The 26,384-nt window shown below is 65.4% G+C and carries 30 protein-coding genes; 12 read left to right on the top strand and 18 right to left on the bottom strand.

Translation table 11 applies throughout. The features are described from left to right. Positions 1-39 precede the first annotated feature (39 nt). The 4 genes from lspA to OJF58_RS12670 all read right to left on the bottom strand — a co-directional run bounded on the left by lspA (position 40) and on the right by OJF58_RS12670 (position 4,959). Positions 40-522 carry a signal peptidase II gene (gene lspA / locus OJF58_RS12685; protein ID WP_300784785.1) on the bottom strand — a complete coding sequence of 161 codons (483 nt, stop codon included), beginning with the start codon at positions 520-522 and terminating at the stop codon, positions 40-42. Then, complete coding sequence (gene ileS / locus OJF58_RS12680) at positions 519-3,329, bottom strand: isoleucine--tRNA ligase (protein WP_300785258.1); 2,811 nt, start codon at positions 3,327-3,329, stop codon at positions 519-521. Before ileS ends, lspA begins: the two co-directional genes overlap by 4 nt. A gap of 249 nt (positions 3,330-3,578) precedes the next feature. Then, a complete protein-coding gene (locus tag OJF58_RS12675; protein WP_300784784.1) occupies positions 3,579-4,505 on the bottom strand; it encodes a bifunctional riboflavin kinase/FAD synthetase in 927 nt (308 codons plus the stop codon). A 7-nt stretch (positions 4,506-4,512) separates the two neighbouring features. Continuing rightward, positions 4,513-4,959 carry a MaoC family dehydratase gene (locus OJF58_RS12670; protein ID WP_300784782.1) on the bottom strand — a complete coding sequence of 149 codons (447 nt, stop codon included), beginning with the start codon at positions 4,957-4,959 and terminating at the stop codon, positions 4,513-4,515. Positions 4,960-5,026: 67 nt separating this feature from the next. Between OJF58_RS12670 and OJF58_RS12665 the strand changes: the two genes are divergently transcribed. The 3 genes from OJF58_RS12665 (at position 5,027) to OJF58_RS12655 (ending at position 7,195) form a co-directional block, all read left to right on the top strand. Beyond that, positions 5,027-6,052, top strand: a complete 1,026-nt coding sequence (locus tag OJF58_RS12665; protein ID WP_300784780.1) for a phosphotransferase family protein — start codon at positions 5,027-5,029, stop codon at positions 6,050-6,052. 2 nt (positions 6,053-6,054) lie between these two features. Further along, positions 6,055-6,414 carry a DUF6285 domain-containing protein gene (locus tag OJF58_RS12660; protein ID WP_300784778.1) on the top strand — a complete coding sequence of 120 codons (360 nt, stop codon included), beginning with the start codon at positions 6,055-6,057 and terminating at the stop codon, positions 6,412-6,414. 79 nt (positions 6,415-6,493) lie between these two features. Further along, entirely contained in the window at positions 6,494-7,195 is a 702-nt protein-coding gene (locus OJF58_RS12655; RefSeq protein WP_300784776.1) for a helix-turn-helix transcriptional regulator, read from the top strand. Here OJF58_RS12655 and OJF58_RS12650 read toward each other — a convergent pair. Continuing rightward, the gene (locus OJF58_RS12650; RefSeq protein WP_300784774.1) at positions 7,148-7,807 is read right to left on the bottom strand and encodes a TetR/AcrR family transcriptional regulator; all 660 of its coding nucleotides are present in this window, start codon (positions 7,805-7,807) and stop codon (positions 7,148-7,150) included. The genes OJF58_RS12655 and OJF58_RS12650 overlap by 48 nt on opposite strands. 83 nt (positions 7,808-7,890) lie before the next feature. Here OJF58_RS12650 and OJF58_RS12645 point away from each other — a divergent pair, with 83 nt between their 5' ends. Further along, complete coding sequence (locus OJF58_RS12645; RefSeq protein WP_300784772.1) at positions 7,891-8,277, top strand: cupin domain-containing protein; 387 nt, start codon at positions 7,891-7,893, stop codon at positions 8,275-8,277. Between the two features lie 11 nt (positions 8,278-8,288). On the opposite strand, the gene OJF58_RS12640 is transcribed toward OJF58_RS12645, so the two are convergent. Continuing rightward, a complete protein-coding gene (locus tag OJF58_RS12640; protein WP_300784771.1) occupies positions 8,289-8,786 on the bottom strand; it encodes a PaaI family thioesterase in 498 nt (165 codons plus the stop codon). Continuing rightward, complete coding sequence (locus OJF58_RS12635) at positions 8,783-9,205, bottom strand: PaaI family thioesterase (protein ID WP_300784770.1); 423 nt, start codon at positions 9,203-9,205, stop codon at positions 8,783-8,785. The genes OJF58_RS12640 and OJF58_RS12635 overlap by 4 nt, the downstream gene beginning before the upstream one ends. A gap of 98 nt (positions 9,206-9,303) precedes the next feature. Between OJF58_RS12635 and OJF58_RS12630 the strand changes: the two genes are divergently transcribed. Continuing rightward, positions 9,304-10,194 (top strand): LysR family transcriptional regulator, encoded by an 891-nt coding sequence (locus OJF58_RS12630; RefSeq protein ID WP_300784768.1) that lies wholly within the window; start codon positions 9,304-9,306, stop codon positions 10,192-10,194. Positions 10,195-10,201: 7 nt separating this feature from the next. Here the strand turns inward: OJF58_RS12630 and OJF58_RS12625 are convergent, their stop codons facing one another. After that, positions 10,202-10,855: a TetR/AcrR family transcriptional regulator gene (locus OJF58_RS12625; RefSeq protein ID WP_300784766.1), complete on the bottom strand. Its 654-nt coding sequence runs from the start codon at positions 10,853-10,855 to the stop codon at positions 10,202-10,204. A gap of 67 nt (positions 10,856-10,922) precedes the next feature. Between OJF58_RS12625 and OJF58_RS12620 the strand changes: the two genes are divergently transcribed. Continuing rightward, the gene (locus OJF58_RS12620) at positions 10,923-11,765 is read left to right on the top strand and encodes a TauD/TfdA family dioxygenase (protein ID WP_300784764.1); all 843 of its coding nucleotides are present in this window, start codon (positions 10,923-10,925) and stop codon (positions 11,763-11,765) included. A 35-nt stretch (positions 11,766-11,800) separates the two neighbouring features. Here OJF58_RS12620 and OJF58_RS12615 read toward each other — a convergent pair whose 3' ends face one another. The 7 genes from OJF58_RS12615 to OJF58_RS12580 form a co-directional block, all read right to left on the bottom strand. Continuing rightward, positions 11,801-12,598: an FkbM family methyltransferase gene (locus tag OJF58_RS12615; RefSeq protein ID WP_300784762.1), complete on the bottom strand. Its 798-nt coding sequence runs from the start codon at positions 12,596-12,598 to the stop codon at positions 11,801-11,803. 173 nt (positions 12,599-12,771) lie between these two features. Further along, positions 12,772-13,068: a DUF6522 family protein gene (locus OJF58_RS12610; RefSeq protein ID WP_300784760.1), complete on the bottom strand. Its 297-nt coding sequence runs from the start codon at positions 13,066-13,068 to the stop codon at positions 12,772-12,774. A 54-nt stretch (positions 13,069-13,122) separates the two neighbouring features. After that, a complete protein-coding gene (locus tag OJF58_RS12605; protein ID WP_300784758.1) occupies positions 13,123-13,359 on the bottom strand; it encodes a hypothetical protein in 237 nt (78 codons plus the stop codon). Further along, on the bottom strand, positions 13,356-14,006 hold the full coding sequence (locus OJF58_RS27140; RefSeq protein WP_366526832.1) for an iron-sulfur cluster assembly protein: 651 nt from the start codon (positions 14,004-14,006) through the stop codon (positions 13,356-13,358). Before OJF58_RS27140 ends, OJF58_RS12605 begins: the two co-directional genes overlap by 4 nt. A 21-nt stretch (positions 14,007-14,027) precedes the next feature. Next, positions 14,028-14,561, bottom strand: coding sequence for a DUF2249 domain-containing protein (locus OJF58_RS12590; RefSeq protein WP_300784756.1), 534 nt, complete (start codon positions 14,559-14,561; stop codon positions 14,028-14,030). Between the two features lie 19 nt (positions 14,562-14,580). Continuing rightward, the gene (locus OJF58_RS12585) at positions 14,581-15,936 is read right to left on the bottom strand and encodes a hypothetical protein (RefSeq protein ID WP_300784754.1); all 1,356 of its coding nucleotides are present in this window, start codon (positions 15,934-15,936) and stop codon (positions 14,581-14,583) included. A 56-nt stretch (positions 15,937-15,992) separates the two neighbouring features. Next, positions 15,993-16,253: a DUF2249 domain-containing protein gene (locus OJF58_RS12580; protein WP_300784753.1), complete on the bottom strand. Its 261-nt coding sequence runs from the start codon at positions 16,251-16,253 to the stop codon at positions 15,993-15,995. Positions 16,254-16,551: 298 nt separating this feature from the next. On the opposite strand from OJF58_RS12580, the gene OJF58_RS12575 reads away from it, so the two are divergent. Continuing rightward, on the top strand, positions 16,552-17,028 hold the full coding sequence (locus OJF58_RS12575; protein WP_300784751.1) for an Rrf2 family transcriptional regulator: 477 nt from the start codon (positions 16,552-16,554) through the stop codon (positions 17,026-17,028). A 109-nt stretch (positions 17,029-17,137) separates the two neighbouring features. On the opposite strand, the gene OJF58_RS12570 is transcribed toward OJF58_RS12575, so the two are convergent. From OJF58_RS12570 to OJF58_RS12560, 3 genes are all read right to left on the bottom strand, one after another. After that, the gene (locus OJF58_RS12570; RefSeq protein ID WP_300784749.1) at positions 17,138-17,473 is read right to left on the bottom strand and encodes a ferredoxin family 2Fe-2S iron-sulfur cluster binding protein; all 336 of its coding nucleotides are present in this window, start codon (positions 17,471-17,473) and stop codon (positions 17,138-17,140) included. A 68-nt stretch (positions 17,474-17,541) separates the two neighbouring features. Next, complete coding sequence (locus OJF58_RS12565) at positions 17,542-17,922, bottom strand: cytochrome c family protein (protein ID WP_300784748.1); 381 nt, start codon at positions 17,920-17,922, stop codon at positions 17,542-17,544. A 25-nt stretch (positions 17,923-17,947) separates the two neighbouring features. Beyond that, positions 17,948-18,796, bottom strand: a complete 849-nt coding sequence (locus OJF58_RS12560) for a ferritin family protein (protein ID WP_300784747.1) — start codon at positions 18,794-18,796, stop codon at positions 17,948-17,950. Between the two features lie 236 nt (positions 18,797-19,032). Between OJF58_RS12560 and OJF58_RS12555 the strand changes: the two genes are divergently transcribed. The 5 genes from OJF58_RS12555 to OJF58_RS12535 all read left to right on the top strand — a co-directional run bounded on the left by OJF58_RS12555 (position 19,033) and on the right by OJF58_RS12535 (position 26,380). Next, positions 19,033-21,267 carry a NosR/NirI family protein gene (locus OJF58_RS12555; protein WP_300784745.1) on the top strand — a complete coding sequence of 745 codons (2,235 nt, stop codon included), beginning with the start codon at positions 19,033-19,035 and terminating at the stop codon, positions 21,265-21,267. Between the two features lie 80 nt (positions 21,268-21,347). After that, a complete protein-coding gene (gene nosZ, locus OJF58_RS12550) occupies positions 21,348-23,321 on the top strand; it encodes a TAT-dependent nitrous-oxide reductase (protein ID WP_300784743.1) in 1,974 nt (657 codons plus the stop codon). 4 nt (positions 23,322-23,325) lie between these two features. Further along, complete coding sequence (locus tag OJF58_RS12545; protein ID WP_300784741.1) at positions 23,326-24,636, top strand: nitrous oxide reductase family maturation protein NosD; 1,311 nt, start codon at positions 23,326-23,328, stop codon at positions 24,634-24,636. Then, positions 24,633-25,553 carry an ABC transporter ATP-binding protein gene (locus tag OJF58_RS12540; RefSeq protein WP_300784739.1) on the top strand — a complete coding sequence of 307 codons (921 nt, stop codon included), beginning with the start codon at positions 24,633-24,635 and terminating at the stop codon, positions 25,551-25,553. The genes OJF58_RS12545 and OJF58_RS12540 overlap by 4 nt, the downstream gene beginning before the upstream one ends. Further along, positions 25,550-26,380 (top strand): ABC transporter permease, encoded by an 831-nt coding sequence (locus tag OJF58_RS12535; protein WP_300784737.1) that lies wholly within the window; start codon positions 25,550-25,552, stop codon positions 26,378-26,380. The genes OJF58_RS12540 and OJF58_RS12535 overlap by 4 nt, the downstream gene beginning before the upstream one ends. Positions 26,381-26,384 lie beyond the last annotated feature (4 nt).

The following is a 26,384-nucleotide window of genomic DNA, read 5'->3' as shown; positions in this document are numbered from 1 at the left end:
TTCCTTGGGAAACTGCCTTCTATCCGCCGATCATGGCCGTCAGGGGGCGCGCTGTCTTTCGCCGATCAGGGAATCGACGAGCATCAGCCCGACACCGACCACGATCGCCGCATCGGCGATGTTGAAGGCCGGCCAATGCCAGTCCCGCACGTGGAAATCGGCGAAGTCGAACACCGCCCCCCACCGCGCTCGGTCGATAACATTGCCGATGGCGCCGCCCATGACAAGACCAATGCCCCATCCCGTCAACAGGCGGTCGGTTCGTCGCAGCCACAGGAACAGGCCGATGCAGACCGCGATCGCGACGCCCGACAGCGCCCAGGGCGGCACCGTCCGATCGCCGCTCAGCAGACCGAAGCTCACGCCGCGGTTCCACACGACCACCAGCTGGAAGAAGCCCTCGATCACCGATTTGAGGCCGCCGACCTTGAGGAGATAGCGCAGTATCACCTCCTTGGAAGCCTGGTCGACGATCAAGGTGAGTGCGACGAGGCCCATGGCCTGCCGATCGATCGGCCTCATGCGCGGCTTGCCCCTTCCACCGCCGCCTCGCAGCGCCGGCAGAGCAAGGGATGGCTGGGCGACTGGCCGACCTCCGGCAGGACCTGCCAACAGCGGGCGCATTTCTCGCCACTGGCCAGGGCGGGAACGACCGCGACACCCACCACATCGGGCAGCGTGAAAGCGCCGGCCGGCGCCTCGCCGGCCGCCAGGTCACCGGCCGAGGTGATGCAGATCTCGGCGAGATCGATGCCCTTCATCGCGGCGAGGTACTCGGGCGCGGCATGGACGTGCGGCGCCGCCTGCAGGCTCGAGCCGATCCGTTTCTCGGCCCGCTCGAGCTCGAGCGCGCCGGTGACGACGCGGCGCAGCGCCCGCACCGTCTTCCACTTCTCGCCGAGCGCGGTGTCGAGCCAGCCATCGGGGATCGCGGGATAGAGCCGCAGATGCACGCTGTCGGCCGCCCCGTCGGGCACGTCTTGCGGCCGGGCGAGCCATGCCTCCTCCGCCGTGAAGCAGGCGATGGGCGCAAGCCAGGCGGTGAGAAAGGAGAACAGCTCCGCCATCACCGTGCGCGCGGCACGCCGGCGCAACGCGCCGGGTGCGTCGCAGTAGATCGCGTCCTTGCGGATGTCGAAGTAGAAGGCCGAAAGATCGACGGCGCAGAAATTGTGCAGCTCGGTCGCGATCTTGTGGAAATCGAAGTCCTCGACGGCGGGACGGAACATCGCGTCGAGCTCGGCCAGCCGGTGCAGGACCCAGCGCTCGAGCTCCGGCAGCGCGTCGAAACCGATCTTCTCCGCGGCCGAGAAGCCGTCGAGGCTGCCGAGCAGATAGCGCAACGTGTTGCGCAGGCGGCGATAGGCCTCGGCCTGGTGCTTGAGGATTTCCGGGCCGATGCGCTGGTCCTCGGTGTAGTCGGTCCCCACCACCCAGAGCCGCAGGATATCCGCGCCGTACTGGTCGCACACGGTCTGGGGCGCCACGGTGTTGCCGAGCGACTTCGACATCTTGCGGCCCTGCTCGTCGAGCGTGAAGCCGTGGGTGAGCACGCCCTCGTAGGGCGCTCGCCCGCGCGTACCGCAGCTCTCCAACAAGGAGGAATGGAACCAGCCGCGATGCTGGTCGGAGCCCTCGAGATAGAGATCGGCCGGCCACTTGAGATCGGGGTTGCCTTCGAGCGTGAAGGCGTGAGTGGAACCCGAGTCGAACCAGACATCGAGGATGTCCCTCACCTGCTCGAAGTCCCGCGCATCGTGCTTGTTGCCGAGGAAACGCTCCGGCGGGCTGTCGAACCAGGCATCGGCGCCCTCGACCCTGAAGGCTTCGACGACACGGTCCATCACCTCCGGATCGCGCAGAGGCTCGCCCGTCTTCTTGTCGACGAACACCGCGATCGGCACGCCCCATGCCCGCTGGCGCGAGACGCACCAGTCGGGGCGCGCCTCGATCATCGATCGCAGGCGGTTGTAGCCGGCGCGCGGCACGAAGCGCGTGACGTCGATCGCCTCCAGCGCCTTTTCGCGCAGGGTGCCGCCGATCGCGGCGATCGGCTTGTCCATGGCGATGAACCATTGCGGCGCGTTGCGGAAGATCACCGGCGCCTTCGATCGCCAGGAATGCGGATAGCTGTGCGTGATACGCCCGGTGGCGAGAAGGCTGCCCGCCTTGTCGAGCGCCTCGGTGACAGCGCGGTTCGCGTCGCCCTTCTTGCCTTCGGACGTGTAGACGCGCCGGCCAGCGAACAGCGGCACGTGCGGATAGTAGCTGCCGTCCTCGGCGACCGTGTCCGGCACTTCCACGCCGTTGGCGATGCCCAGCTCATAGTCGTCGGCGCCGTGGCCCGGCGCGATGTGCACGAAGCCCGTACCGGCATCAGCCGTCACGAATGCCGCAGCCAGGAGACGCACGTCGAAGTCGTAACCCTGGCCGCGCAAGGGATGGGCCGCCACCAGCCCTTCGAGATCGGCTGTGCCGAGCTGCGCCAAAACTCTTGGCGTGAACTTGGCGGCTTCGGTGACGGCGCCCACCAGATCGCGCGCCAGCACCATTTTCTCGCCGACGCGGGCCCGGCTGCCTTCGGCCGCCGCCGCAACCTCGATCAGGACGTAGGCGATCTCGGGCCCGAAGGCGAGCGCACGATTGCCCGGTATGGTCCAGGGCGTCGTGGTCCAGATCGCGACCGAGGCGCCGTCGAGCTTGCCGCCCTTCGACTTCAGGACCGGAAAGCGGACATGGACCGTGTCGGAAACATGGTCGTGATACTCGATCTCGGCCTCGGCCAGCGCCGTCTTCTCGACCACGCTCCATAGCACCGCCTTGGAGCCCTTGTAGAGACCGCCGTTCATCAGGAACTTGCCGAGCTCGGCGGCGATCGTGGCCTCGGACTCGTACTTCATCGTCGAGTAGTAGTGCTCCCAGTCGCCTTCGACGCCGAGCCGCTTGAATTCCTCGCGCTGCACGCCGATCCAGTGCTCGGCGAAGGCGCGGCACTGCCGGCGGAACTCGACCACCGGCACCTCGTCCTTGTCCTTCTTCTTGGCGCGGTACTCCTCCTCGATCTTCCATTCGATCGGCAGGCCGTGGCAGTCCCAGCCCGGCACATAGTGGCTGTCCTTGCCCAGCATCTGCTGGCTGCGCGTCACGAGATCCTTCAGGATCTTGTTCAGCGCGGTGCCGATATGGACGTTGCCGTTGGCGTAGGGCGGGCCGTCATGCAGCACGAATTTCGGTCGGCCCTTGCTCTCGGCCCGCAGGCGGTCGAACAGCTTCATATCGGCCCAGCGCTTCAGAAGCTCGGGCTCCTTCTTGGGCAGGCCGCCGCGCATCGGAAATTCGGTCTTGGGCAGGAAAACGCTGGATTTGTAGTCGGTTGTCACAGCGAACTCATCGGGTTCGAACGGGAGGCACCGGACCCTTCCGGCAAGCCAGGGGGCATCAAAAGACCCGGCCGCAGCTAGCGGACCGGGCGGCTAATTCGCTCCCGAATGGCCCTCGATCTCATGAAGCGGGCAATCTAGGGAGGGGGGTGCTGGGGGTCAAGGCGCGGCAAACCGCGCATGCAGGCCTCGAACACGTCATCCCGCCAGTATGGAACGGGCAGCCTGGGCGTCGGCGGCGATCTGGGCCTTGAGCTGGTCGAGCCCGGCGAACTTCATCTCGGGGCGGATGAAGTCGATCAGCGCGACGCGCAAGGTCTTGCCGTAGAGATCGCCCGAGAAGTCGAACAGGTGGACCTCGAAATTCTCCTGCAGCTTGCCGACAGTCGGACGCCTGCCGACATTGGCGACGCCGTCGCGCCAGGTGCCGTCCACCAGCGCGCGCACGGCGTAGACGCCGAAGCGCGGCCGCAAATGCTCGCCGAGCGCCACATTGGCGGTGGGAAAGCCGATGGTGCGGCCACGCTTGTCGCCCTGCTCGACCACGCCCTCGATCTCCCAGGGCCGGCCCAGAAGCTCCGCGGCCTCGCTCGGCCAGCCGGCGCGCAGCGCCTCGCGGATGCTGGTGGAAGAATAGATCTCGCCCTCGCGCATGACCGGATCGAGGATGGTGACGCCGAAGCCGCGCTCGCGGCCGAGCTTGCGCAGCTTCTCGACATTGCCGCCGCGTCGGGCGCCGAAGGTGAAGTCGTACCCGCACACGACGTGCCGGGCGACGAGCCCCTTGAGCAGCACCTCGTCGACGAAGGCATCGGCGGAAAGCCCGGCGAACGCCTGGTCGAAGCGCTGGGCGAGCACCGCCTGCACCCCCTGCTCCTCGAGGAGGCGCACCTTGGCCGGCGGCAGGGTGAGGCGGAAGGGGCCGGTATCGGGCACGAAGAAGCGCCGCGGATGAGGCTCGAAGGTGAGCGCGAGCACGGGTGCATCGAGCGCCTGCGCCTGCTCGACCGTGAGCGCGATCAGCGCCTGGTGGCCGCGATGCACGCCGTCGAAATTACCGAGGGCCACCGCCCCGCCCTTCCACGGTGCGGGAATGCCCTGCCACTCTTCGAAGACGGGTATCATCAGGCCATCAGGCGGTGGTGCGGCGGGGCACCAGCACGACGGCCTCGCCGTCGATCACGACCTTCTCGCCGCTGAGACACTGCGTCTTGAGCGTGACGCGCCGGCGCCTGTCGTCGATGGCCGACACCGTGGCGACCGCGGTGATCGTGTCGCCGATCATCACCGGGGCCATGAAGTTCATGGTCTGCGAGACATAGACCGCACCGGGACCCGGCAGCTTGGTGCCGATCACCGTCGAGATGAAGCTGCCGCTCAGCATGCCGTGGGCGATGCGCTGGCCGAAGCGGGTCGTACGCGCGAACCCGTCGTGCAAATGGATGGGATTGGTGTCGCCCGATACGCCGGCGAAGGCGGCGATATCGGCATCGGTCACGGTGCGGCCGAACATGGCCGACTGGCCGACCTTCAGATCCTCCAGGAAGAGGCCGTTCATGGCCTCGAATGTCTGCGTCACGCGCCGGGTCTCCCGATTTTGGCGCGCCCTCTTACCATGGGCCGGGGTCTGTGCCACAGTCCGGTGAATGACCGTTCATACGCCAAGCGAGGCCGACCAGGTGCGATCCGCCCTCGCCGCCGCCGCCGGCCGCCATTTCCGCGGGATGGCCAGGATCGAGAACCTGGTGCGGCAGTCCGGTGGCGCCTCCCGCCAAACCTGGAGCTTCGACGCCTTGCTGGAGGGAGAGCGGCACGCGCTGATCCTGCGCCGCGACCCTCCGACCAACGGCAAGACCGACCGCGAACGGTCGGTCTCGATCGACCGTGCGACCGAGTTCCGCGTGCTGCAGGCGGCGCATCGCGCGGGCGTGCGCGCGCCCGAGCCGCTGTTCGAACTGGTCTCGGAGGACGGGCTGGGCGAGGCCTACGTCATGCGCCGGGTTGGCGGCACGGCCATCGCACGCAAGCTGCTGCGCGATCCGCCCTATGCGGCGGCGCGCGGCCGGATCGCGCGCCAACTGGGCGAGATCGCCGCGGCCATCCACGCCACCGATCCTTCGGCCCTGCCGCCGCTCGCGCGTCGTGAGGCAGCGGACCATGTCGCCGGCCTGCGCCAGTCTCTGGATCTTCTCGGCACGGCACAGCCGGTGTTCGAGCTGGCGCTCACCTGGCTCGACCGTCGCAAGCCTGCGCCGCTCGACCGGCCGCTGCTGGTGCATGGCGACTACCGCACTGGAAATTACCTTGCCGACGAGTCGGGCGTGACCGCAATTCTCGACTGGGAGCTGGCCCATCTCGGCGATCCGCTGGAGGATCTGGGCTGGCTTTGCGTGAAGAGCTGGCGCTTCGGCGCCGTCGACAAGCCCGCGGCCGGCTTCGGCAGCCGCCAGGAGCTGTGGGACGCCTACGAGCGCGCAAGCGGCCGCAAGGTCGATCCTGCGCGCGCGCATTGGTGGGAGGTGTTCGGCACGGTCCACTGGGGCGTGATCTGCCTCAACCAGGCCTGGAAGCATCTATCCGGCTCGATCAAGTCGATGGAACATGCCGCCATCGGACGGCGCGCCGTCGAGACCGAGGTCGACCTCCTGCAACTCCTGAAAGCGGAGCATTGATCGTGGCGCAGGACCTGCCGACCGCTTCGGAACTCCTCACCGCCATCGCCGACTTCCTGCGCGAGGAAGCGACGCCGGCGCTCGACCGCATCGAGCCGCGTCTGGGCTTCCAGATGCGCGTCGCCGTCAATGCGCTCGCCATCCTCGAACGCGAGGGACGGCTCGGCCCCGCCGCCGATGCGCGCGAGCATGCCCGGCTCGTGCGCCTGCTCGGCCGCGGCGGCACGCTCGAGAAGCTGAATCGCGAGCTCGCCCGCCAGTTACGAACCGGCGAGCGCGACGAGAGCGACGCAGGCCTGATGGCTCATCTCGAAGCCACCGTCGCCGACAAGATCGCCATCGCCAACCCCAAGTGGCGCTGACGCCAGTTCCGGCCATCCTTCGGCGGCCGCCGAACTATTGACCATGGCGGGTCCGCGCGCGCGAGCCTAGATTGAACGCATGGTCACCGTGAACAACGTTTCCGAGATCGCCGCCCTGATGGGCGACCCGGCGCGCGCGTCGATGCTGTCGCTCTTGATGGACGGACGGGCGCACACGGCCTCCGAGCTCGCCCTGGCGGCGGGCGTCACCGCCCAGACCGCCTCGGGCCATCTCGCACGCATGGTCGACGCCAGCCTGCTGGCTGCCCGCGCCCAGGGCCGCAACCGCTTCTATCGGCTGGCCTCGGGCGACGTGGCGCACGCCATGGAGACCCTGATGGCGCTCGCCGGCACCCGAGCCGCACCGGCTTCCAGGAATGCGGCATGGCGGCGCGATCCGGATCTGCGGTTCTGCCGCACCTGCTACGACCATCTTGCCGGCCAAATTGGCCTTGCCGTCACCGACTCGCTCACCCGGCACGGCCATCTCGAGCCCAAAGGCGCGCGCGACTGGTCGCTCACGCCCTCGGGCGAGATCTTCTGCACTCGACTGGGCGTGGACCTCGCAGGCGCCAGGGCGGCGCACACCCGCCACTTCGCCCGGCAGTGCCTGGATTGGAGCGAGCGGCGGCCGCACATTTCCGGCGCGCTGGGATCGGCGATTGCCGATACCTTCTTCAAGAAAGGCTGGGCCGAACGAATGCGGCGCGGCCGCACGGTGCGGCTCACCGATTCAGGTCGGCGCGCCCTTTCCAGTCACTTCGGCACGAGCCTCTCCTGAACCCTCGCTGTCGGCCGGCGTGCGCCGCAATCCGGCGGACAGCCTCGCCAGGACCTCGCTGACCTCGCGGCGCGCCGCCCCCTTGTCGTCGGCACGCGCAATGACGAACGCCGCTTCATGCACGGCACCGAACATCAGATGCGCGAGCGTATCGACCGGTTGCCTCTCGACCAACCCCTCCGCCATCGCCGCCTCGAGGAGCTGCTTCAGGCTCCCGAGATAGTAGCTCTGGTCGAGCTCGCGCCAGCGCTCCGGCCCGAGGACCGCCGGCCCGTCGACGATGACGATCTGCTGAACGGCCGGATCGAGGCAGGCGTCGAGGAAGGCGGCGGTGCCCGCCATCATCGCTCGCCACGGATCGTTCTCGGCGGCCGCTGCCGCGGCCGCCGCCGCGGCGAGGCGCTTCTGCTCCTGATCGAGGACGGCGAGGAAGAGATCCTGCTTGTCGCGGAAATGGTGGTAGAGCGCGCCGCGCGTCACCCTCGCCTGGCGCACGATCTCCTCGGTCGCGGTCGCGCCGTAGCCGAGCCTGGCGAACAGCCGCCGCGCCACGCGGATCAGCGCCTGCCGGGTCGCAGCCGACCGTTCGGCTTGTCGATTTGCCGTTGACATACTGTCTGTATGTTACGTACTGTCTGTACGTAACTTGTCTCCCGTCGAGTCAAGATCGAGCGACCCTATTGGAGGAAGAGCACATGGGCAACTTCCATCGCCTGGCCGAAATCGTGGGCAGCATGAGCGCCGAGGCAGGCGCAGCCCCCGTCAAGCCGCTGGCCCGCGGCGAGTTCGCTGGCGCGGCGATCGTGCGCCTGGGCGGCGCCGAGGGCGGACTCCACCGCCAGCCGAACCACGAGGAGCTGTTGATCGTGATCGAGGGCGAGGGCGAGATCCGCGTCGGCGACGAGGTGCGTTCCGTCCGGCCCGGCGACTTCGTCTTCGTGCCGCGCAACGCGGTGCACGGCACGGTATCGACCAGGGAAGGACCGATCGCGTTCCTCGCGATCCTCACGCCGCAGTTCGACCTGACGAAGGATGTCGTCTGGGAAAAGAGCGGCGCCGCGCCGCGCTTCGAGATGGTGTAGCGCCGGTTCGGTCAGCCCGCCGCCGGCTCGCGGACGAGCCGCGCCTTGCCGAAGGCGGGGCCCTCGCCCGACGGAATCTTGGCGATCGAGGAGGCGCGCAGGATCTTCTGCTCGCCGACCGTCAGATAGATGTTGGTGAAAAGGAGCGAGCGCGTCACACGCACCAGCTCCGGCCGGCCTTCGACCCAGTCGCCGACCCCGGCTGGCGCCACGAAGTCGAAGGTCATGCTCACAGTTGGCAGGAACTTGCGAAGGCCGGCCAGCGTGCCGCCGCCCATCGTGCCGACGAGATCGGCCACCGTCATCATCATGCCGCCGTGCAGGCCGCCCACTGGATTGCACATATGAGCCTGCACACGGAAGCCCATCACGAACTCGTCGGACGAGCCCTTCGCGCCGCGCTTGGCATAGAGCGTGCCGATATGGGTGTTGAAGGTGGCGTCGGCTCGATCGCGATCGAAATCGATGCGCCGGAAGCCCTCGGGCGGATTGTCGGGAAGCAACGTCAACTCCGGGTCTCGAACGAACGCTGTCGGCTCAGGAGCGCGAAGGCGCCCAGCCCCGCCAGCACATCGTGGCGCGGACCATAGAGACGGCCGCGCACCTGCACCACATGCTCGTCATGGCCCACCACCTCGCCCTCCGCCTGCAGCCAGTCGCCGACGCGTCCCGGGCCGAGATAGTCGAGCGACAGGCGCAGCGTCACCGCGCGCCGCCTGAGCCCGTGCCAGACGGCCGTGCCCATCGCCGAATCGAGGAACGCCGCCAGCATGCCGCCATGCACGATGCCGAGCGCATTGGCATGCTGCGGGCCGGGACGAAAAGCGCGGACGGCGCGGCCGTTCTCGATCTTCTCGAACCACGGCCCGTTGGCCGCGGCGAAGCCCGAAGCTTCGGTCAGCTCGCGAAAACCTGGCGGAATAGACACGACGCCTGTTTAGCTGCGGCCGGCCATCGATCCAAGCCGCCGCCGATGCGCGACATCGTGTATGATGGAGCGTTTCCTCATATGCAGAAGATATGCCGATGGAACTGCGCCACCTCCGCTACTTCGTCGCGGTCGCTCATGAAGGCCACATCACCCGCGCCGCGGAGAGGCTCAACATGCAGCAGCCGCCCCTTTCCCAGCAGATCCGCGCGCTGGAGCGCGAGGTCGACGCGACCCTGTTCGTGCGCCATCCGCGCGGCGTGACGTTGACCGATGCCGGCCGCTCCTTCCTCGTCGACGCCGAGGCGATCCTGGCGCAGGCCGAGCAGGCCAAAATCCGCGCCCGCCGCACCGCGCGCGGCGAGACGGGCCGCATCGCGATCGGCTTCACCACCTCGGCGCCGTTCCATCCCCTGGTCGCTCGGGCGATCCGCGAGTTCCGCCTCAAGTGGCCCGACGTCTCGTTTGCGCTGGAGGAAAGCAGCTCCGGCGACCTGGTAAGCGGCCTGCGCGACGGCCGGCTCGACATCGCCTTCATCCGTTCGGGCCTGGTGGAGCCGCAGCGGGTCGACGTGCACGCCCTCCTGCACGAGGACACAGCCGTCGCCTTGCCGGCGCGCCATCCGCTGGCCAGACGGGCCAGTCTCAGCCTCAAGGAACTGGCCGACGAGACCTTCATCCTCTACCGACGGCCCGACGGCCGCGGCCTTTACGACGTGATCATCGCCGCCTGCAGCGCCGCAGGTTTCAGTCCTCATGTCGGCCAGGAGGCGCCCCGCATCGTCTCGACCCTGAACCTCGTCGCAGCGGGACTCGGCATCACGATTGTGCCGGCGTCCCTGAGCCGCCTGCCGCTCGAGGGAGTGGTCTACCGGCCGTTGCGCGGCAAGCCGGCGCTGCACGTGCCGCTCAACCTCGCTTGCCGCCGCGACGAGCGCTCGGCTGCGACACTTGCCTTCATCGAGCTGGCGCGAGGGCTGCCGGCCTGAAACCTCGCTACTCGATCAGCCGCCGCATGGCGGCGGCCAGCAGGCGGGGCGTCGCTGCATCGCGCAGGGAGTAGGGCCCCGGATCGATCAGGACCATGTTGTTCAAGGCGCCGTACATCATCTGGAAAGCGAAGCGGATCCGACCCTCCGCCTCCGATCCCGCTCGCGCCGGCAGGAGACGCAGGATGGGAGGCAGCGCGTGAGCCACCTGTATCCGGCCGAGCTCGCGCATGGGCGTCCAGCTCCGGCGGTCGCCGCTGGCGCGGCGCAGCGATGCCCGGACGAGGCCTTCATATCGCCGCGTCCAGGCGACCCCACCCTTGGCGATCCAGCCCAGCAGGTCCTCGAGACTGTCGCGCGGAAGCCGCTCGGAGGCATAGGCTGCCGCAAGCTTGCGGCGCGAATCCTCGACCACCAGCCGCTGCAGCGCGTCGATGAAGGCCTCCTTGCCCTCGAAGCGGGCGTAGAACGAGCCGACCGTGGCATCGCAGCGCTTGCAAAGGGTCTCGATCGACAGGCTCTCGAAATCATGGTCCCGCAGCAGCGCCAGGCCTTCGTTCATCACTCTGACGACCAGGGCCCGGCTGCGACGCTGCTGCGTCGGCCGAAACCCCGCCACCTTCACCTCGGTTATGAGCCGCTCGTCCAGCACGCCGCACACCATTGACTCCCGAACACAATCATAATTAGAATCATAATTCTAATCAAGATGGCAATGGAGGAAACCGGTGCGCAATTTCCGCCTCGATATCCGGCCCAGCTCTCCCGCAGTGGGCGCCGAAATCCTGGGCGTCGATCTCTCCGGACCGCTCTCGACCGAGGAGACCAGCGAGATCCGGGAGGCGCTCAAAGAATATGGCGTGATCTTCTTTCGCGATCAGGAGCTGACACCCGAGCAGCACATTGCCTTCGCCGAGCGCTTCGGGCCGATCAATATCAACCGCTTCTTCCAGTCCGTGTCCGGCCATCCGCAGATCGCCGAGGTCCGCAAGGAGCTGGACCAGACGACCAATATCGGCGGCAGCTGGCACACCGATCACAGCTACGACGAGGCGCCGGCGCTCGGCTCGATCCTGCTCGCCCGTGACGTTCCGGAGCATGGCGGCGACACGATGTTCGCCAGCATGCATCGTGCCTACGAGGCACTGTCGGACGGCCTCAAGCGTACGCTCGAGAACCTGCGGGCCGTCCACTCGAGCCGTCATGTCTTCGGCGCTGCCGCGCGGTACGCCAAGGATACGGCCGGCCGCATCGGCAACGCCGAGCTCGCCACCCAGGACGCCGTGCATCCCGTCGTCATTCGCCACCCCGAGACCGGCCGCAAGACGCTCTATGTGAACGCGGCCTTCACGATCCGTTTCGAGGACTGGACCGAGAAGGAGAGCAAGCCGCTGCTCGACTATCTCTACGCCCATGCCGCGCAACCGCAGTTCCACATGCGCTTCCGATGGCGCAAGGGTTCGATCGCCTTCTGGGACAACCGTGCGACGTGGCACTTCGCCATCAACGACTATCACGGCGAACGCCGCCTGATGCATCGCATCACCCTGGAGGGCGTGCCGCTCGCCTGAGTCTGCGCGGTTCAGCACCCGGCGGGTCTTCAGGCTCAAAGGCAGGCGAGCCGGTCGCGGATCGAGTGCGCCGTTTCCTCCCGTTCACCGAGCGGCAGGAAGATGAAGTTGCAGACATAGTCGACGAGCGGCATGCGTTCACGCAGCGCCATCGTCATGATGGGAAGGTCGGCCCGCTTCTGCAGATCGGCAACGGAGAAACGCTCGATCTCGTGCAGCTTGCCGGCATGGACATAGTAGCCGCGATAGTCCAGCGCGGCGAAGAACGCCGTGGTACGCGCGACCGCGCCAGGCGACATACGCTCCTCGATCTCGACCAGCATCCGCGGCTGGCACCTTCGAATCGTCCCGACCGCACCGTTCAGCACGGCCTGCTCGTGACCCTCGACGTCGATCTTGATGAAACCCACGGTCCCTTTGTAGACGTCGTCGATGCGGCCCACGCGGACCGGAACGACTTCATGCGCCGCATAAGTCGCCGAAGCTTCCGGCGAGATGGTCGAGCAGCCGCCCGCTCGGACACCATCGATCACCGGGATGTGGAGCCCGACCTCGCCACTGCGGTCGGAGAGGGCGAGCTGCTCGACGGTCACGTTCTTCGCGAACTTGGCTCGCAGGAGGCTCGCAAACTCGGGGATCGGCTCGAAGGCCACCACGCGGCGGGCGTGCCGCTGCATGAAGTGCACATAGCCGCCCCAATTGGCACCGACATCGATGGCATCCTCGTCTTTCCGGCACAGAAGATCGACGAGGCGCATCTCGACTTCGCCGTATTCTCGAAAGTAGCGTGCCTCGCGCCAATTGAGCACGGGCTGTGGGAGCAGCGCTCGCACGGCTTGCCTGATCCCGCGAAGGGAGACGGCCTTCGCCACGGCAATAACCACGTCCTCAGCTTCACGTGCGCCGTTCCAGTGTACGCCCGTCGAAGCAGCCCGGGAGATCTTTGTTCGGTGACCGTCTCGTGTCCTGATACACCTATTGTGCGCCTTGTGGACTTGGGAAGGGTTTACCTGCCAAGACCGGCGGAGCGGGACTCGGCGACGGGCCGGTCGCCCAAATCGATCACCGATCGCCGCGTTACCTTGCCTGATTCGTCGACAGTCAATTGTACGCGCAGTCCCTTGTAGAGGAAGGTCAGCCGATATTGCCCTTCGTGCTCGCCTTCGCCTCGTTCGCAAACGCTGGTGATCTCGTTCCCGCGCATCATCGCCAGGATGCGGGACGGCGGCACCTTCAAGAGTTCACCCAACGACGAGGCGTCGATCGAGAAGCCCTCCCCGTTTCGCTCCAGTTCCATCTTCATTCCCTCCACAGATCCCCAGACTGGTCGTGTTCGCATGGCCGCCGGCAGCGATCCTCACCATGTCAGTGTCCGCGTCAGCCTGTGCAGCAGCGCATCGAACCGGTGTGCCGCCGCAGGATCGGTCGTTCTCAAAGCGATGCAGGCCTGTCCCGCGAGGCGGCAGGCGGTCTCCACCTCCCCTGCGCCCGCGAGTGCCTCGATGCTCGCCACCAGAATCTCAACCAGCTGTGTTGCCGGACCGGACGAATCCGTGAGCTCCACTTCTGCCTGACCATCGCCGTGGCGGCTCACCTCCCGCCTCCATCCCCTATTCCGAAGATCGCCTTGGCCTCCGGGCTCATCATCTCCGGCGTCCAGCGAGGCTCATGTGTGAGCTTGACCTCGACAAACTCGACGCCCGCCACGGCGCTGACACTTTCGCCGGCGCCCTTCTTCAGATAGCCCGTCGCCGGGCATCCCGGTGTAGTGGTGGTCATCGTGATACGGACCACGCCACCTTCCTCGACCGCGACATCGTAGACAAAACCGAGATCGACGATGTTGTAGCCGAGCTCGGGATCGATCACCTGGCGCAGCGCCTCTCTGATGCGATCGATGCGAGCGGCTTCATCGGCCGCCCGATTGGAGCGGGAGGGCTGATCGCCGGCGGTTGCCCCCGCCCGAACGAGCGGCGCCCCCGACAGAAAATGTTCCATGATCGCGGCAAGGATCGCCGGCTTGAGCCGCGGCCATTCTCCGCTGCCTTTGGTGACGATGATGGAATCCTTCGCGAAGGAAACGCCCGAAACCTCCGGTATCGAGAACAGCCGCTCGGCCAGTGGCGAAACAGCCGCCTCCGACATGTCGCGCAGATCGAGCACGCCATCGGCAAGGACTTCGCGGCCCGGCAGGAACTTCAATCGTGCCGGATCCGCCATCGCTTCGGTCTGGATGAACATGGCCCGATCGACTCCGGCCGGTCAGACGGTGGCGCCTTCGGCCGTGCCGATGCGCACGAGAATCCTGTAGGTCTTGCCATCCGGCTCGAACCCGCCGCGCCAGCCGTGACCACGCTTGGCAAGCTCGGGGATGAGAAATATCGGCTCACGGCACAGCAGCGCTGAAAGAACCTCACCTTGCTTCATCGTCTCGGTCGCGGCGAGGATCCGCACCATCGGCTCCGGCGGATCGAGCTCGCGGTTGTCGAGCTGCTGCACCGGCGCCGGCCAGTCCGAGACATCGGCAGCCGGTGCGGCGGACACCGAACGTGCAGAAGACGCGCCGTTCGTTGGCCGAAACAGGACCTCCCAGTCGCCGTCTCCGAGTTCCCTGGCCTCGTGGCTGAAGCCCTTCGAGCCAAGCACGCTGAAAAGCGGCACGGGCTTGAATGTCGCGAGGAGCCTGAGCCCCTGTCCGGGCGCGAGCCTGGCCACCGTCTCCATGATCTTCTCGAACGGCTCGCCGCCGGAGCGCAGGATCGGCCGAACGTCGAGGTTTGCGAATACTTCCTTCATCGTATGGTCCTCCTCTCGGTCACGTCTGGTGGGAAAGCGAGAAAAGAAGGCGCGGCTTTCGGATTCCGGCCTGGAGCTGTGCAACGGCCTTTACATCGGCGAGGCGGCGTGTGCGCACGAGCTCCGTGACGATCCCGCCGGTCGCGACGAGCATCAGCGCGGCGAGCGCCTGGAAGGCGGGGGCGTAACCGACGACGAGCAGGATGGTGCCCGACCAGACGGCGAGGAAATACAGCCGGAACCATTTGAGCGCGCGGGCTTCGACGACAAGATCCTGGACGCGCGGCGTTTGCATCTTGCCGAGGACCGGGCCGTAGCACTCGAGCCAGGTCAGGAAAGCCACGATCTTGTAGAGTTGCGCGAGACCGAGACCGGAGAGCCACCCGAAGGCCATCAGGAAAACGACTGCACCGACATGCTCGGGCAGCCGTCCGAACGCAAGCAGGACGACCGTCAGGACAACGGACGCCGCAAGCGAAGCGAGAGCCGGAATCGCCATCCGGCTGTTGAGCTCGATGTTGCGGCGCTTGCGCGTGCGGTAGAGGTGAAGGACGTCGGCACCATAGAGTGCCAGCGAGGCGAGGCCGAGAATACCGGCGGCCAGCAGCACGAACTCCACGTCCACGCCGAGCAGAACCGCGGCTGTCCCGCCCAAGACCGCCACGCCGAGTGCGGCCGCCCCCAGACGGAGCGCGGCTTTCGTACTGGTCCGGTCGAGTTCCGGCGCCAGCATGAACATGGCCAGCAGCCGGTAGCTTACGCCGATGGCCGTGAAGGTGAGCCAGCCGCCGAGGCCGGCGATCACATGAAGGGGCAGCCCCTTCTCCATCAGCAGGACGAACGGCCCGTAGCTCGTCGCGCCCCCGAAGACGAGCGCAAAGATGATCCCAAGGGCCGCGGTTGCCGCAACACCGATCAGCCCGACGACGACGAAGCGCGCCGGCAGTGGCCGCGTCGATGCTGCCCATAACGTGCGCGCGAGGTTCCACAGGACGAGCGCGAAGCCTAGGCCCAGCAATGCGCCGGCCAGCACGAAGCAGGGCGGCGACGGATCGACGTCGCCGGCGAGCTGCAGGAATCCCAGGATCAGCGCCGCGAAGCCGGCGAGCAGCAAAAGCAGCGTCGGCAGCGGCAGCGTGTTGCTGTGGAGCGGCCGGGCGACGAGGACGGGCACGAACTGGAACAGTGCGCCGCACATGAGAAGGCTCAGCCAGCCGATCGCCACCATGTGGACGAGGATGAGCGTTTCGGGCGCCCGAAGCGCCGCGCTCGGAAACCCGTACCCTATGGCCATCATGACCTCCGCCGCGACAAGGGCGAGCAGCGCAGCGGCAAAATAGGACATGGTCCATCGGGAGAGCGAAACGCCGATCATGAGACCCCCTGGAGGGCCGCGCCGGCGCGAAGCGCCGGCGCGGCCCGGCGTCGGATTCAAGCTGCCTGCGCGCGCTTGCCGATTTCCACTCGCCACACCTCGGGCCCGCGCTCGAGATAGGTCCACGAGAACTGCTTCGGATACTCGGCCTCGAGCTGGTAGTAGAGCGGCTTCGGATCGTGGTCGTTAACGAGGACGAAGGACGCGCCCGGCACGAGCTCGTTGACCAGTTGAAAGATCTTCTGATGTCGCTGCGCGGGCACGAGGGTGCGTACGTCGATGACGTGGGGATCCGGTGCGATGACGGCCTCAGGCATGTGCAAGCTCCTCTAGTGCAAGTGTCGTGACGGCGATGCGGCGCTTGCGATCTCCCGCCGACCGCCTCCAATCACTTGGCCAATGTTTCTTACAAAACATATATTGTCAATATATCTTTTGCCGTCGCCCTTTGGACAAGACAGAAGGATTCGTAGTACTCACGATATTTGGAATGAGAGAAACCGGACGCTTAACTGCTTCGTCTGGCCAGGCTGCGACGGTCTGCGCCGGAAGATCGCTAATGCCATTATCGACGCGGCGAACGAGCGGCTCGTCGCGCCGGGTTCGGGTCGTCACATGCGGCTGACCACTTTTTCGGACTATGCCGTGCGCGTGCTGATGTATGCCGCCGCGGCAGGCGATCGTCTTATCACCATCGAGGAGACCGCCAGGATCTACAAGATCTCACGGGCCCACCTTATGAAGGTGGTCAACATCCTGACCCGAACCGGCTACCTCAAGGGCGTGCGAGGACGCTCCGGCGGATTCACCCTGGCAAAGCCGCCCGAAGCCATCAACCTGGGGGCTGTTGTGCGCGCGACGGAGCCGGACTTTGCTCTCGTCGAGTGTTTTGCGACTGGCAATCGGTGCATGATCACCCCGCGCTGCCAACTGCCCAACGTATTGAACGAAGCGCTGAACGCGTTCATCGGCGTCTTCGACCGCTATACGCTTGCCGACATCGCGCTCGCCCGGCACGATTTCCTGCCACCCAAGCGACCGATCAAGCGCGTTCGCGGCCCCCATTTGGCGGCGGCGCGTGACGGCAAGTAGTGCGGCGCCTCTGCCATGTGACAAGCCGATCTTTCTGCTTCTCTTCGTCGCCGACCATTCGTCTCCGACCAATAGTATGGCCGGCATCGACGGCGGCCGACACGCGCTCCTACTGGTCGACCATCATGTTGCGCGTAGCCGCCGGCAGCGTCACCACGAGTCCATCGAGGGCCTCGCGCATGCGGATCTGGCAGCCAAGCCGCGAGGTAAGGGCGAGGCCGAAAGCAAGGTCGAGCATATCCTCTTCCTCCTCACTCGCAGGCTCCAGCTTGGCGAACCACGCCTCGCCCACGATGACGTGGCAGGTCGAGCAGGCGCACGAGCCGCCGCAGGCACCTTCGAGTTCCACTCCATTGCGCTGCGCGATCTCGAGCACCGAAAGGCCTGCTGGTGCATCCACTTCCCTGCACGATCCGTCCTGCAGGATAAACGTCATCCTGGGCATTCAAGCATCGTGATGGCCTTCGCCCCGGCCATCGCTTTCCCTGGATTCGCGGCTCTCCACGCGCCATTTCACCGGAGCGTCTTCAGATAGGCGATGATTTCCTTGCGTTCATCCTTCTTCTTCACGCCGGCGTACGCCATCTTGTTACCCGGCACGAATTTCTTGGGATCCTCGATGTACTTGTCGATCGTCTGCTCGTCCCAGGTGATGCCGGACGATTTCATCGCTTCGGAATAGGCGAAGCCCGGGACTGTCCCGGCCTTGCGGCCAACGATACCGAACAAGGAGGGGCCGATCTTGTTCTTGCCCGCTTCGCTGGTGTGGCAGATGAAACAGACGCGCTTGAATACCTTCGCGCCCTCTTCAGCCTCGTGATCGTCCTGCGCCCTGGCGATATCTCCAGCCGCAAGAAACGCAAGCATCGCTACCACACCGACCATCCGCCGCATCGTCTTCCTCCGTCATCGTCGTTGCTCACCGGCCTACCAGCGGGTCTCCAATTGCACCCTGGGCGTAAGCAAGGCGTTCAAGGGCGCGCCTCTGAAACTCCTGGGCCGCGCTCAGCACCGCTTCATCGTTCGCCCGCTCAGCGATTTCTGCGTATTGGTCGAATGCGTATTCCAGTAAACGAAGTCCGTCGCGGATGGTTTCCGGCCTGACACCCTCGATGGGTCGAACGGGCGCAGCGGCGCCCTGTTCGACGGCGTCCGCCGCGCAGCGTTCCTCATCGCCTGCGATCTTCTCGAACAAAGTCGCCTCGAATGGATGGCCTTCACGGCCGAGCTTGGTGGACAGTTCCCGGTGGGCCTTGGCCGAAAACGTTTCGATCGCCGCCACGCGTGCAAGGAACGAATGGACCTCGACCGGCTCGACGAAGTCACGGGGTCGCTCCTTCCGCCATGCGCGGCGACGCTCACGGCGTAGCAGGGCCGCGTGCTCCAGCTCATCCTTGGCGAGTTCCTCCGCGAGTTGCCGGATTGCAGGCGTCGTCGCGTGGGAAGCCAGATATGCAAAAAAAGCAAAAGCGCGGTCCTCGTTTCTGACGGCAATGGCGAGCGCCGTATAGGGCGTGAGCAGGTAAGACCTGCCCTCCTCTTCCTCGAATTTTTCCGGCAGTTCCCACGCGACGGCTGCCGTTTCGGGAAGACGACCGATCATGTGCTCGGATCGTCGTCGGAGCTGGGCGGCATGCCTCTCTTCGATACCGGCGAGAAATATGAACAGAGCGGCCAATGTCTGCTGGCCCTGCAAGCGCATGCGCTCTGCCATTTGGCGATAGCGGCGGCCGGCCTCGTCTTCCATCGCCGTGGCGACCGCCAACATCTCGGCGACCGATCCAATGGTGATCGAGGGCTCCACCCTCAGTGGCGTTGTGTTGCGTCTTCGCTGCACCACCGGACTTGCCTTGGATCGGTGCCTCATCCGATGAACGAGGCCTGCATCCAGAATGCTTGCTAGGGCAGCATAACTCTATACAATTTTTTTGAACAAGCGTCTTTCAATGCCGGCTGAGAGCGTTCGGCCCAGCTCTTGTCGGCCGTCTGACGGATGTGCGATCGATGCTGAAACGTTTGCGCAGCTCAGCCGCGTTCGTTTGCGTGGTTGTCATGGTTGTCTGTGGCTTTGCGCTGGTCGCCGCGCCCGTGGCCGCACAGACGTCCCGCCTCGGCCAGTATCTGAATTCGGTTCAACTCCCGGATGTCTTTCCGTCCGCTGACCGGTTGGGTCCGATCGAGGGAAATCCGCCGGCAGCGGCGGCCTACCGAGGCACCACACTGTTGGGCTATGTGTTCCTCAATTCCGATATCGTCAATTCGACGGGCTATTCCGGACGCCCGATCAGCATCGTCGTTGGGCTGGACCTCAGCGGCAAGATCGTCGGCGCGAAGCTTGTCGACCACCATGAACCAATCGTCCTGATCGGCGTCCCGCTCGAGAAGGTGGAGAACTTCATTCACGGCTATGTCGGCCTGAACTTCCTGCAATCGCCGTCGAAGGCCGCCAGCGGGCCGCCGGTCGATATTGTCAGCGGGGCGACGGTCACGATGATGGTGATCGGCGACAGTATCACGAAGTCCGCGATCCGTTTGGCGCGATCGCGCCATTTGGGCAGTGCTTCTACGGCACAGGTTCCCGCGCCGCCGGCCGCAGCAAAGAAGATCGACCTCTCCTATCGCAATGTCGAGGATTGGACGACGCTGCTGGGCGATGGCTCGGTACGCCGACTGTCCATTACGGTGGGAGACCTAAATGAAAGCTTTGCCAACTCCGGCAATGCCGAGGCCGCGCGCTATCCGCAACGAGGCCGTGCTGAAGACACTTTTGTCGATCTGTACGCGGCGCAGGTAAGCGTTCCCGCGATCGGCCTCAGCCTGCTCGGCCAGACCGAGTACGAACGGCTGCAAGAGCGCCTCAAGCCTGGCCAGCAAGCCATTCTCGTGGCCGGCAACGGCATCTATTCCTTCAAGGGATCCGGCTATGTGCGGGGCGGCATCTTCGACCGTATCGAGCTGGTCCAGGGCGACAACATCGTTCGCTTCCGCGACCGCAACCACACCAGGCTCGGGGACCTGGCGGCCGACGGCGCACCGGACTTCCGCGACATCGGCCTCTTCGTAATCCCCGAGGGGGAGGCCTTCGATCCGACCGAGCCGTGGCGGCTCAAGCTTCTTGTACAGCGCACCATGGGCGCGCGCGACAAGGCTTTCCTGACCTACGATCTCGGGTACAGCCTGCCGAACAAGTATCTGAAGATCGAAACGCCCGCCGCGGTAGTGCCTGCGCCTGCGGCATCACAACCGCCGGCGGCGACCTCATCGCGCGCACAGGAAGCAGAACAGACGGAGCCGCTCAATGAGGCGCTCTGGATGCGCATGTGGCGCAGCCAGATTCCCGAGATCGCCACTCTCCTGGTCGCGCTGCTGGTGCTCACGGCGATTTTCTTTTTTCAGGACGCCCTCGTGCGCCGGCCCGTCCTGTACGACCGCGTTCGGCTCGGCTTTCTCGCCTTCACCCTGTTCTGGATCGGCTGGTACGCCCAGGCCCAGCTCTCCGTCGTCAACATCCTGACCTTCACCAATGCACTGCGCACCGATTTCCGTTGGGACTATTTTCTGATGGATCCGCTGATCTTCATCTTGTGGTCGGCGGTGGCGGCATCACTCCTCTTCTGGGGTCGCGGCGCCTTCTGCGGTTGGCTGTGCCCCTTTGGCGCCCTCCAGGAGCTCCTGAACAAGCTCGCGCGCCTGCTGCACGTGCCGCAGTACAAAGTGCCCTTCGGCCTGCACCAACGGCTCTGGCCGATCAAATACATCATCTTCCTGGTGTTGTTCGGCCTGTCCCTCTATTCGTTGTCCTGGAGCGAGCAGGCATCCGAGATCGAGCCGTTCAAGACGGCGATCGTTCTGCGCTTCGTACGCAGCTGGCCGTTCGTCCTGTTCGCGGTGGTGCTACTGGCCGCGGGCCTTTTCATCGAACGCTTCTTCTGCCGTTACCTCTGCCCGCTCGGCGCGGCGCTGGCCATTCCAGCCCGCCTGCGCATGTTCGACTGGCTGAAGCGCTACCGGGAATGCGGCAATCCCTGCCAGCGATGCGCCACCGAATGCCCCGTCCAGTCGATTCATCCCGAAGGGAACATCAATCCCAACGAGTGCATTCAGTGTCTGCACTGCCAGATGCTCTACCACCATGCCTACAAGTGTCCGGTGGTCATCCAGCGGCGGTTGCGCCGCGAGAAGCGGCTCGCAATGGCCAGTCCGAGCATGCGACCGGCGGGCGCCGAGCCTCCGCCTTGATCGAGATCAAGGCGGAGGCGCGATCGGGAAACGATTGAGGACCAGGCAGCTCCAGATCAGATCGCCGCAGGAGGAGATCCATGACATCGAAAAATGACAGCGATCGTCCATCGGCCAACGGAACCCGGCAGGGCAACGAAGTCAGCAGACGATCGTTGATCGGAGATACGGCGAAGATCGCCGGCCTTGCCGGCGCGGCAGGCACGATCGGCGGCGCCGGCCTGGCGGCATTCGGGCGGCAGGCGCTGGGCCAGGCGCGCCCGCCCCGGCAGGCCCCGGCAGGCCAGCAGACGAGCGAGGTGCGGCCGGGCGATCTGGACGAATATGTCGGTTTCTCTTCCAGCGGCCAGACGGGGGAAGTCCGCATCATCGGTATTCCCTCCATGCGCGAACTGATGCGCATCCCCGTCTTCAATCGCTGCAGCGCCACCGGCTGGGGCCAAACCAACGAGAGCCGCAAGATCCTGACCGAAGGCCTGCTGCCGGCGACCAGGGAGTTCCTGAAAACGCGCGGCGATATCTTCATGAACGGCGACGCCCATCACCCGCATATGTCATTCACCGACGGGACCTACGACGGGCGCTACGTCTTCATCAACGACAAGGCCAATTGCCGCGTCGCGCGCATCCGCTGCGACATCATGAAATGCGACAAGATCATCGAAGTCCCGAACGCCTCGGACATCCATGGCATGCGACCGCAGAAGTTTCCGCGCACGGGCTATGTCTTCGCCAACAGCGAGCACATCATTCCGATCCCGAACGACGGCAAGATCCTCGACGATCCGAAGAATTACTGGTCGGTCTTCACGGCGATCGACGGCGACACCATGAAAGTGGCCTGGCAGGTGATGGTCGACGGCAATCTCGACAATTGCGACGCCGACTATCAGGGCAAGTATGCCTTCTCGACCTGCTACAACTCCGAGAAGGGAGTGACGACAGCCGACATGACCTCGGCGGAGCAGGATTGGGTGGTGATCTTCAACATCGCCCGCATCGAGGAGGCGGTAAAGAGCAAGGACTACAAGGAGATGCAGGGCGTGCCCGTGATCGACGGGCGCCACGGCTCCAAGTACACCCGCTACGTTCCCATTCCCAACAACCCGCACGGCTGCAACACGGCACCCGACGGGATCCATGTGGCCATCAACGGCAAGCTGTCGCCCACGGTCAGCCTCCTCGACGTGCGCAAGTTCGACGACCTCTTCAACGACAAGATCAAGCCGCGGGAGGTTGTGGTGGCGGAGCCCGAACTGGGACTCGGCCCCCTGCACACCGCCTTCGACGGCAAGGGCAACGCCTACACCACGACCTTCATCGATAGCCAGATGGTCAAGTGGGACATGGAGAAGGCCAAGCGGGCGTTCCGCGGCGAAAAGGTCGACCCGGTCATCCAGAAGCTCGATGTCCACTACCAGCCCGGACACAACCACACCAGCATGGGCGAAACCAAGGAAGCGGACGGTCGGTGGCTCATCTCGCTCAACAAGTTCTCGAAGGACCGCTTCCTGAATGTCGGTCCCCTGAAGCCTGAGAACGACCAGTTGATCGATATCTCCGGCCGGGAAATGAAGCTGGTCCACGACGGCCCGAGCTTTGCCGAACCGCATGACATCTGCATCATGCACCGCTCGAAGATCAATCCCATAAGCATCTACAAGCGAAATGATCCGATGTGGGCGGAAGCGACCGCCCAGGCGGCCAAGGACGGCGTCAAGCTCGAAGAGGCCGCGAACGTCATCCGGGACGGCAAGAAGGTGCGGGTCTATATGCACTCCATCGCGCCGACCTACAGCCTCGAAAAGTTCACGGTGAACGAAGGCGACGAGGTCACCGTCTACATCACCAATATGGACGACGTCGAAGACCTCACGCACGGATTCACGATCGTGCGCTACGGCATCGCCATGGAGATCGGGCCGCAGGCCACTGCTTCCGTGACCTTCATCGCCGACCGGCCCGGGGTCCATTGGTGGTATTGCCAGTGGTTCTGCCATGCCCTGCACATGGAGATGTCGGGCCGCATGCTCGTCGAGCCCAAGAGGGCCTGACAAGATGGGCGGCCGGCGATGCCTTACGCTGGCCGCGGCGCTTGCTGCCGCGGGATCGCTGTGGTCTGGCCCTTGGGCCTCGGCTGCCACGATCGAAGTGCCTGCAGGAGCCGATGGTCTGCGACAGGCCATCGCCTCGGCAGCTCCCGGCGACAGGCTGGTCGTGGGACCGGGTATCCATGATGGTCCGGTCACAATCGACAGGCCGCTGATTCTCGAGGGCCGTTCCGGCGCAATCGTCGATGCCCATGGCAAAGGCCGCACGATCGAGGTGACCGCTCCGGACGTCACCATACGCAAACTGACGATCCGGGGTTCCGGCGCCAGCCTCGATCGCATGGACGGCGCGGTGTTCCTGGCCCGAACGGCAACGCGCGCGCTCGTGGAGGACAACGACATCGACGGAAACCTGACCGGGGTCTACGTTCACGGCGCACAGGATGCGATCGTCCGCGGCAATCGAATTGCTGGCCGGACCGATTTGCGACTGAACGAAGACGGCAACGGCGTCTACGTCTGGAACGCGCCGGGCGCACAGGTCCTCGACAACCATATCACCGGCGGCCGCGACGGGATTTTCACCGTCACCAGCCGGAACAACGTCTTCCGGGGAAACCGGCTACAAGGCGTTCGCTTCGCCGTTCATTACATGTACACCAACGACAGCGAAGTGAGCGACAACATCTCGGTCGGCAATCATGCCGGCTATGTGCTCATGTACTCCGATCGAATCCGCGTCCTGAACAACGTTTCCGTCGGCGATCGTGATCACGGCATCCTGCTGAACTACGAAAACGGCTCGGACATCGAAGGCAACGCGGTGCTGCACGGCAACCAGAAGTGCGTCTTCATCTACAACGCGAACAAGAACACATTCCGGCGCAACAGCTTCGAAGGCTGCAGGATCGGTATTCATTTTACGGCCGGATCCGAGCGCAATCTCATCTTGGAGAATGCCTTCATCGGCAACCAGACGCAGGTCCTCTATGTCGGGACGCGCTTCCTCGATTGGTCGCACAATGGACGAGGCAACTATTGGAGCGACGATCCGGCCTTCGATCTCAATGGCGACGGGATTGCCGATGCGCCCTACCGCCCGAACGATCTGGTCGACCAGGTTGTCTGGCGCTATCCGGCGGCGAAACTGCTGCTGAACAGCCCGGCAACCCAGGTCGTCCGCTGGGCCCAGTCGCAGTTCCCGGCGCTGCATCCCGGCGGCGTGATCGACAGTGCACCGCTCATGCGTGCGCCGGACATTCCGGCGGCTGCCATCGCCGCCGCCGCGCTGGCAGCCGGAACAGGAGCCTGGCGATGAGCGAGACAACCGTCGCCTTGAGGGGTGTCACGAAGCGATACGGCAACCAGACAGCGGTTGCCGATGTCGATGTCTCCTTCAACGCCGGGGAGTGCATTGCGCTGGTCGGCCACAACGGCGCGGGCAAGAGCACACTGATAAAGCTCATGCTGGGGCTCATCCGCGCCAGCTCCGGCAAGGTCGAGGTTCTGGGCCAGGATGCCGGAAAGCCGCAGGCTACAGCGACGCGGGCCGATTTGGGCTATCTGCCGGAGAACGTCGTCTTCCCTCCCGCGATGACAGGCCGTGAGCTTCTTGGCTTTTATGCGCGACTGAAGCGGCGCGACGTCGCGGCGAACGAGGGGCTGCTGGAGCGCGTGGGCCTCGTCCATGCCGCAGAGCGCCGGATCGGCACTTATTCCAAGGGCATGCGGCAGCGGCTGGGCTTGGCGCAGGCACTCATTGGCTCGCCGCGCCTGATGCTGCTGGACGAACCCACGACGGGCCTCGATCCCGCACTGCGGCGAACCTTCTACGGCATCATCGATGAGCTGGCGGGAGACGGTGTGACAGTTCTGCTGTCCTCGCATGCGCTGATGGAACTCGAGCCGCGGTCCGACAGGATCATTGTGATGAACCGCGGCCGCAAGGTCGCCGACGGGACGATGGCCGACCTGCGCGCCCTGGCCCACTGCCCGGTCCGCATCCGTGCCGACTTCACCGGCGCAGACAAGCCATCCGGGAACCTTCTGGGCAACAAGGCCGGTTGGAGGGAGATCGGCGACAACGTGGTCGAGATTGCCTGCAGCGAGCTGGACAAGGTGGCGGTCGTGCGTCGACTCATGACCCTGCCGAGCGGCCCGCGCGATATCGACATCGTGCCGCCGACCCTGGACGATATCTATGCCCATTTCCTCGAGCGCGAGGCGGCGGAATGAGAGCGGTAGCGATCATAGCCGGGCGCGAGCTCCGCGATAGCCTGCGCAATCGGCGGGTCGTGGCGATGACCGGCCTCATGGCCGCCCTCGCCCTGACCTTGACGTTGCTGGGCAGTGCGCCGACGGGCACGGTGGACGTCAGCAATCTATCGGTGACGATTGTCAGCCTTTCCAGCTTGACCATCTTCCTGGTGCCGCTGATTGCCTTGTTGATCGCCCATGACGCGATCGCCGGCGAAGTGGAACGCGGCACGATGGCGTTGCTGCTCGCCTATCCGGTCACCCGCGCCGATGTCGTCGGCGGGAAGTTCCTGGGCCACACGCTTGTGCTCGCCATCGCCGCGGTCGTCGGCTATGGGGCCGCCGGCGCCGCGCTGGCGATGGTCGGCGGCGACGTCGAAGCCGGGGCCTGGCAGGCTTTTGCCGAGATGGTCGGATCGAGCGTCCTGCTCGGCATGGCGTTTATCGCCCTTGGCTATCTGGCCAGTGCCGCCGTTCGAGACTCTCGCACCGCCGCCGGGATCGCCATCGGATTGTGGCTGCTCTTTGTGCTGATCTACGACATGGCCTTGCTGGGCGTCCTGGTCGCGGACCAGGGACGCATCATCACGCCCTGGATGCTGAACCTTCTTCTGCTGGCCAATCCGGCTGATATTTTCCGCCTGATCAATCTGACGGGCGGGCCCGATGTCAGCCTGCATGCCGGCATGACCGGCGCCGTGCAGCAGTCGCGCATCGGCGGTCAGCTCCTGCTCATTGCCCTGCTCTGTTGGATTACCGTTCCGCTGGTGCTCGCGTCGCTGCTATTCGGACGGAGAGAGCTGTGATCAG

The sequence above is a fragment of the Enhydrobacter sp. genome (assembly GCF_030246845.1).
GTDB lineage: Bacteria > Pseudomonadota > Alphaproteobacteria > Reyranellales > Reyranellaceae > Reyranella.
The sequence above is the reverse complement of the archived record's forward strand: the minus strand, read 5'-3'. Positions and strand labels throughout refer to the sequence as shown.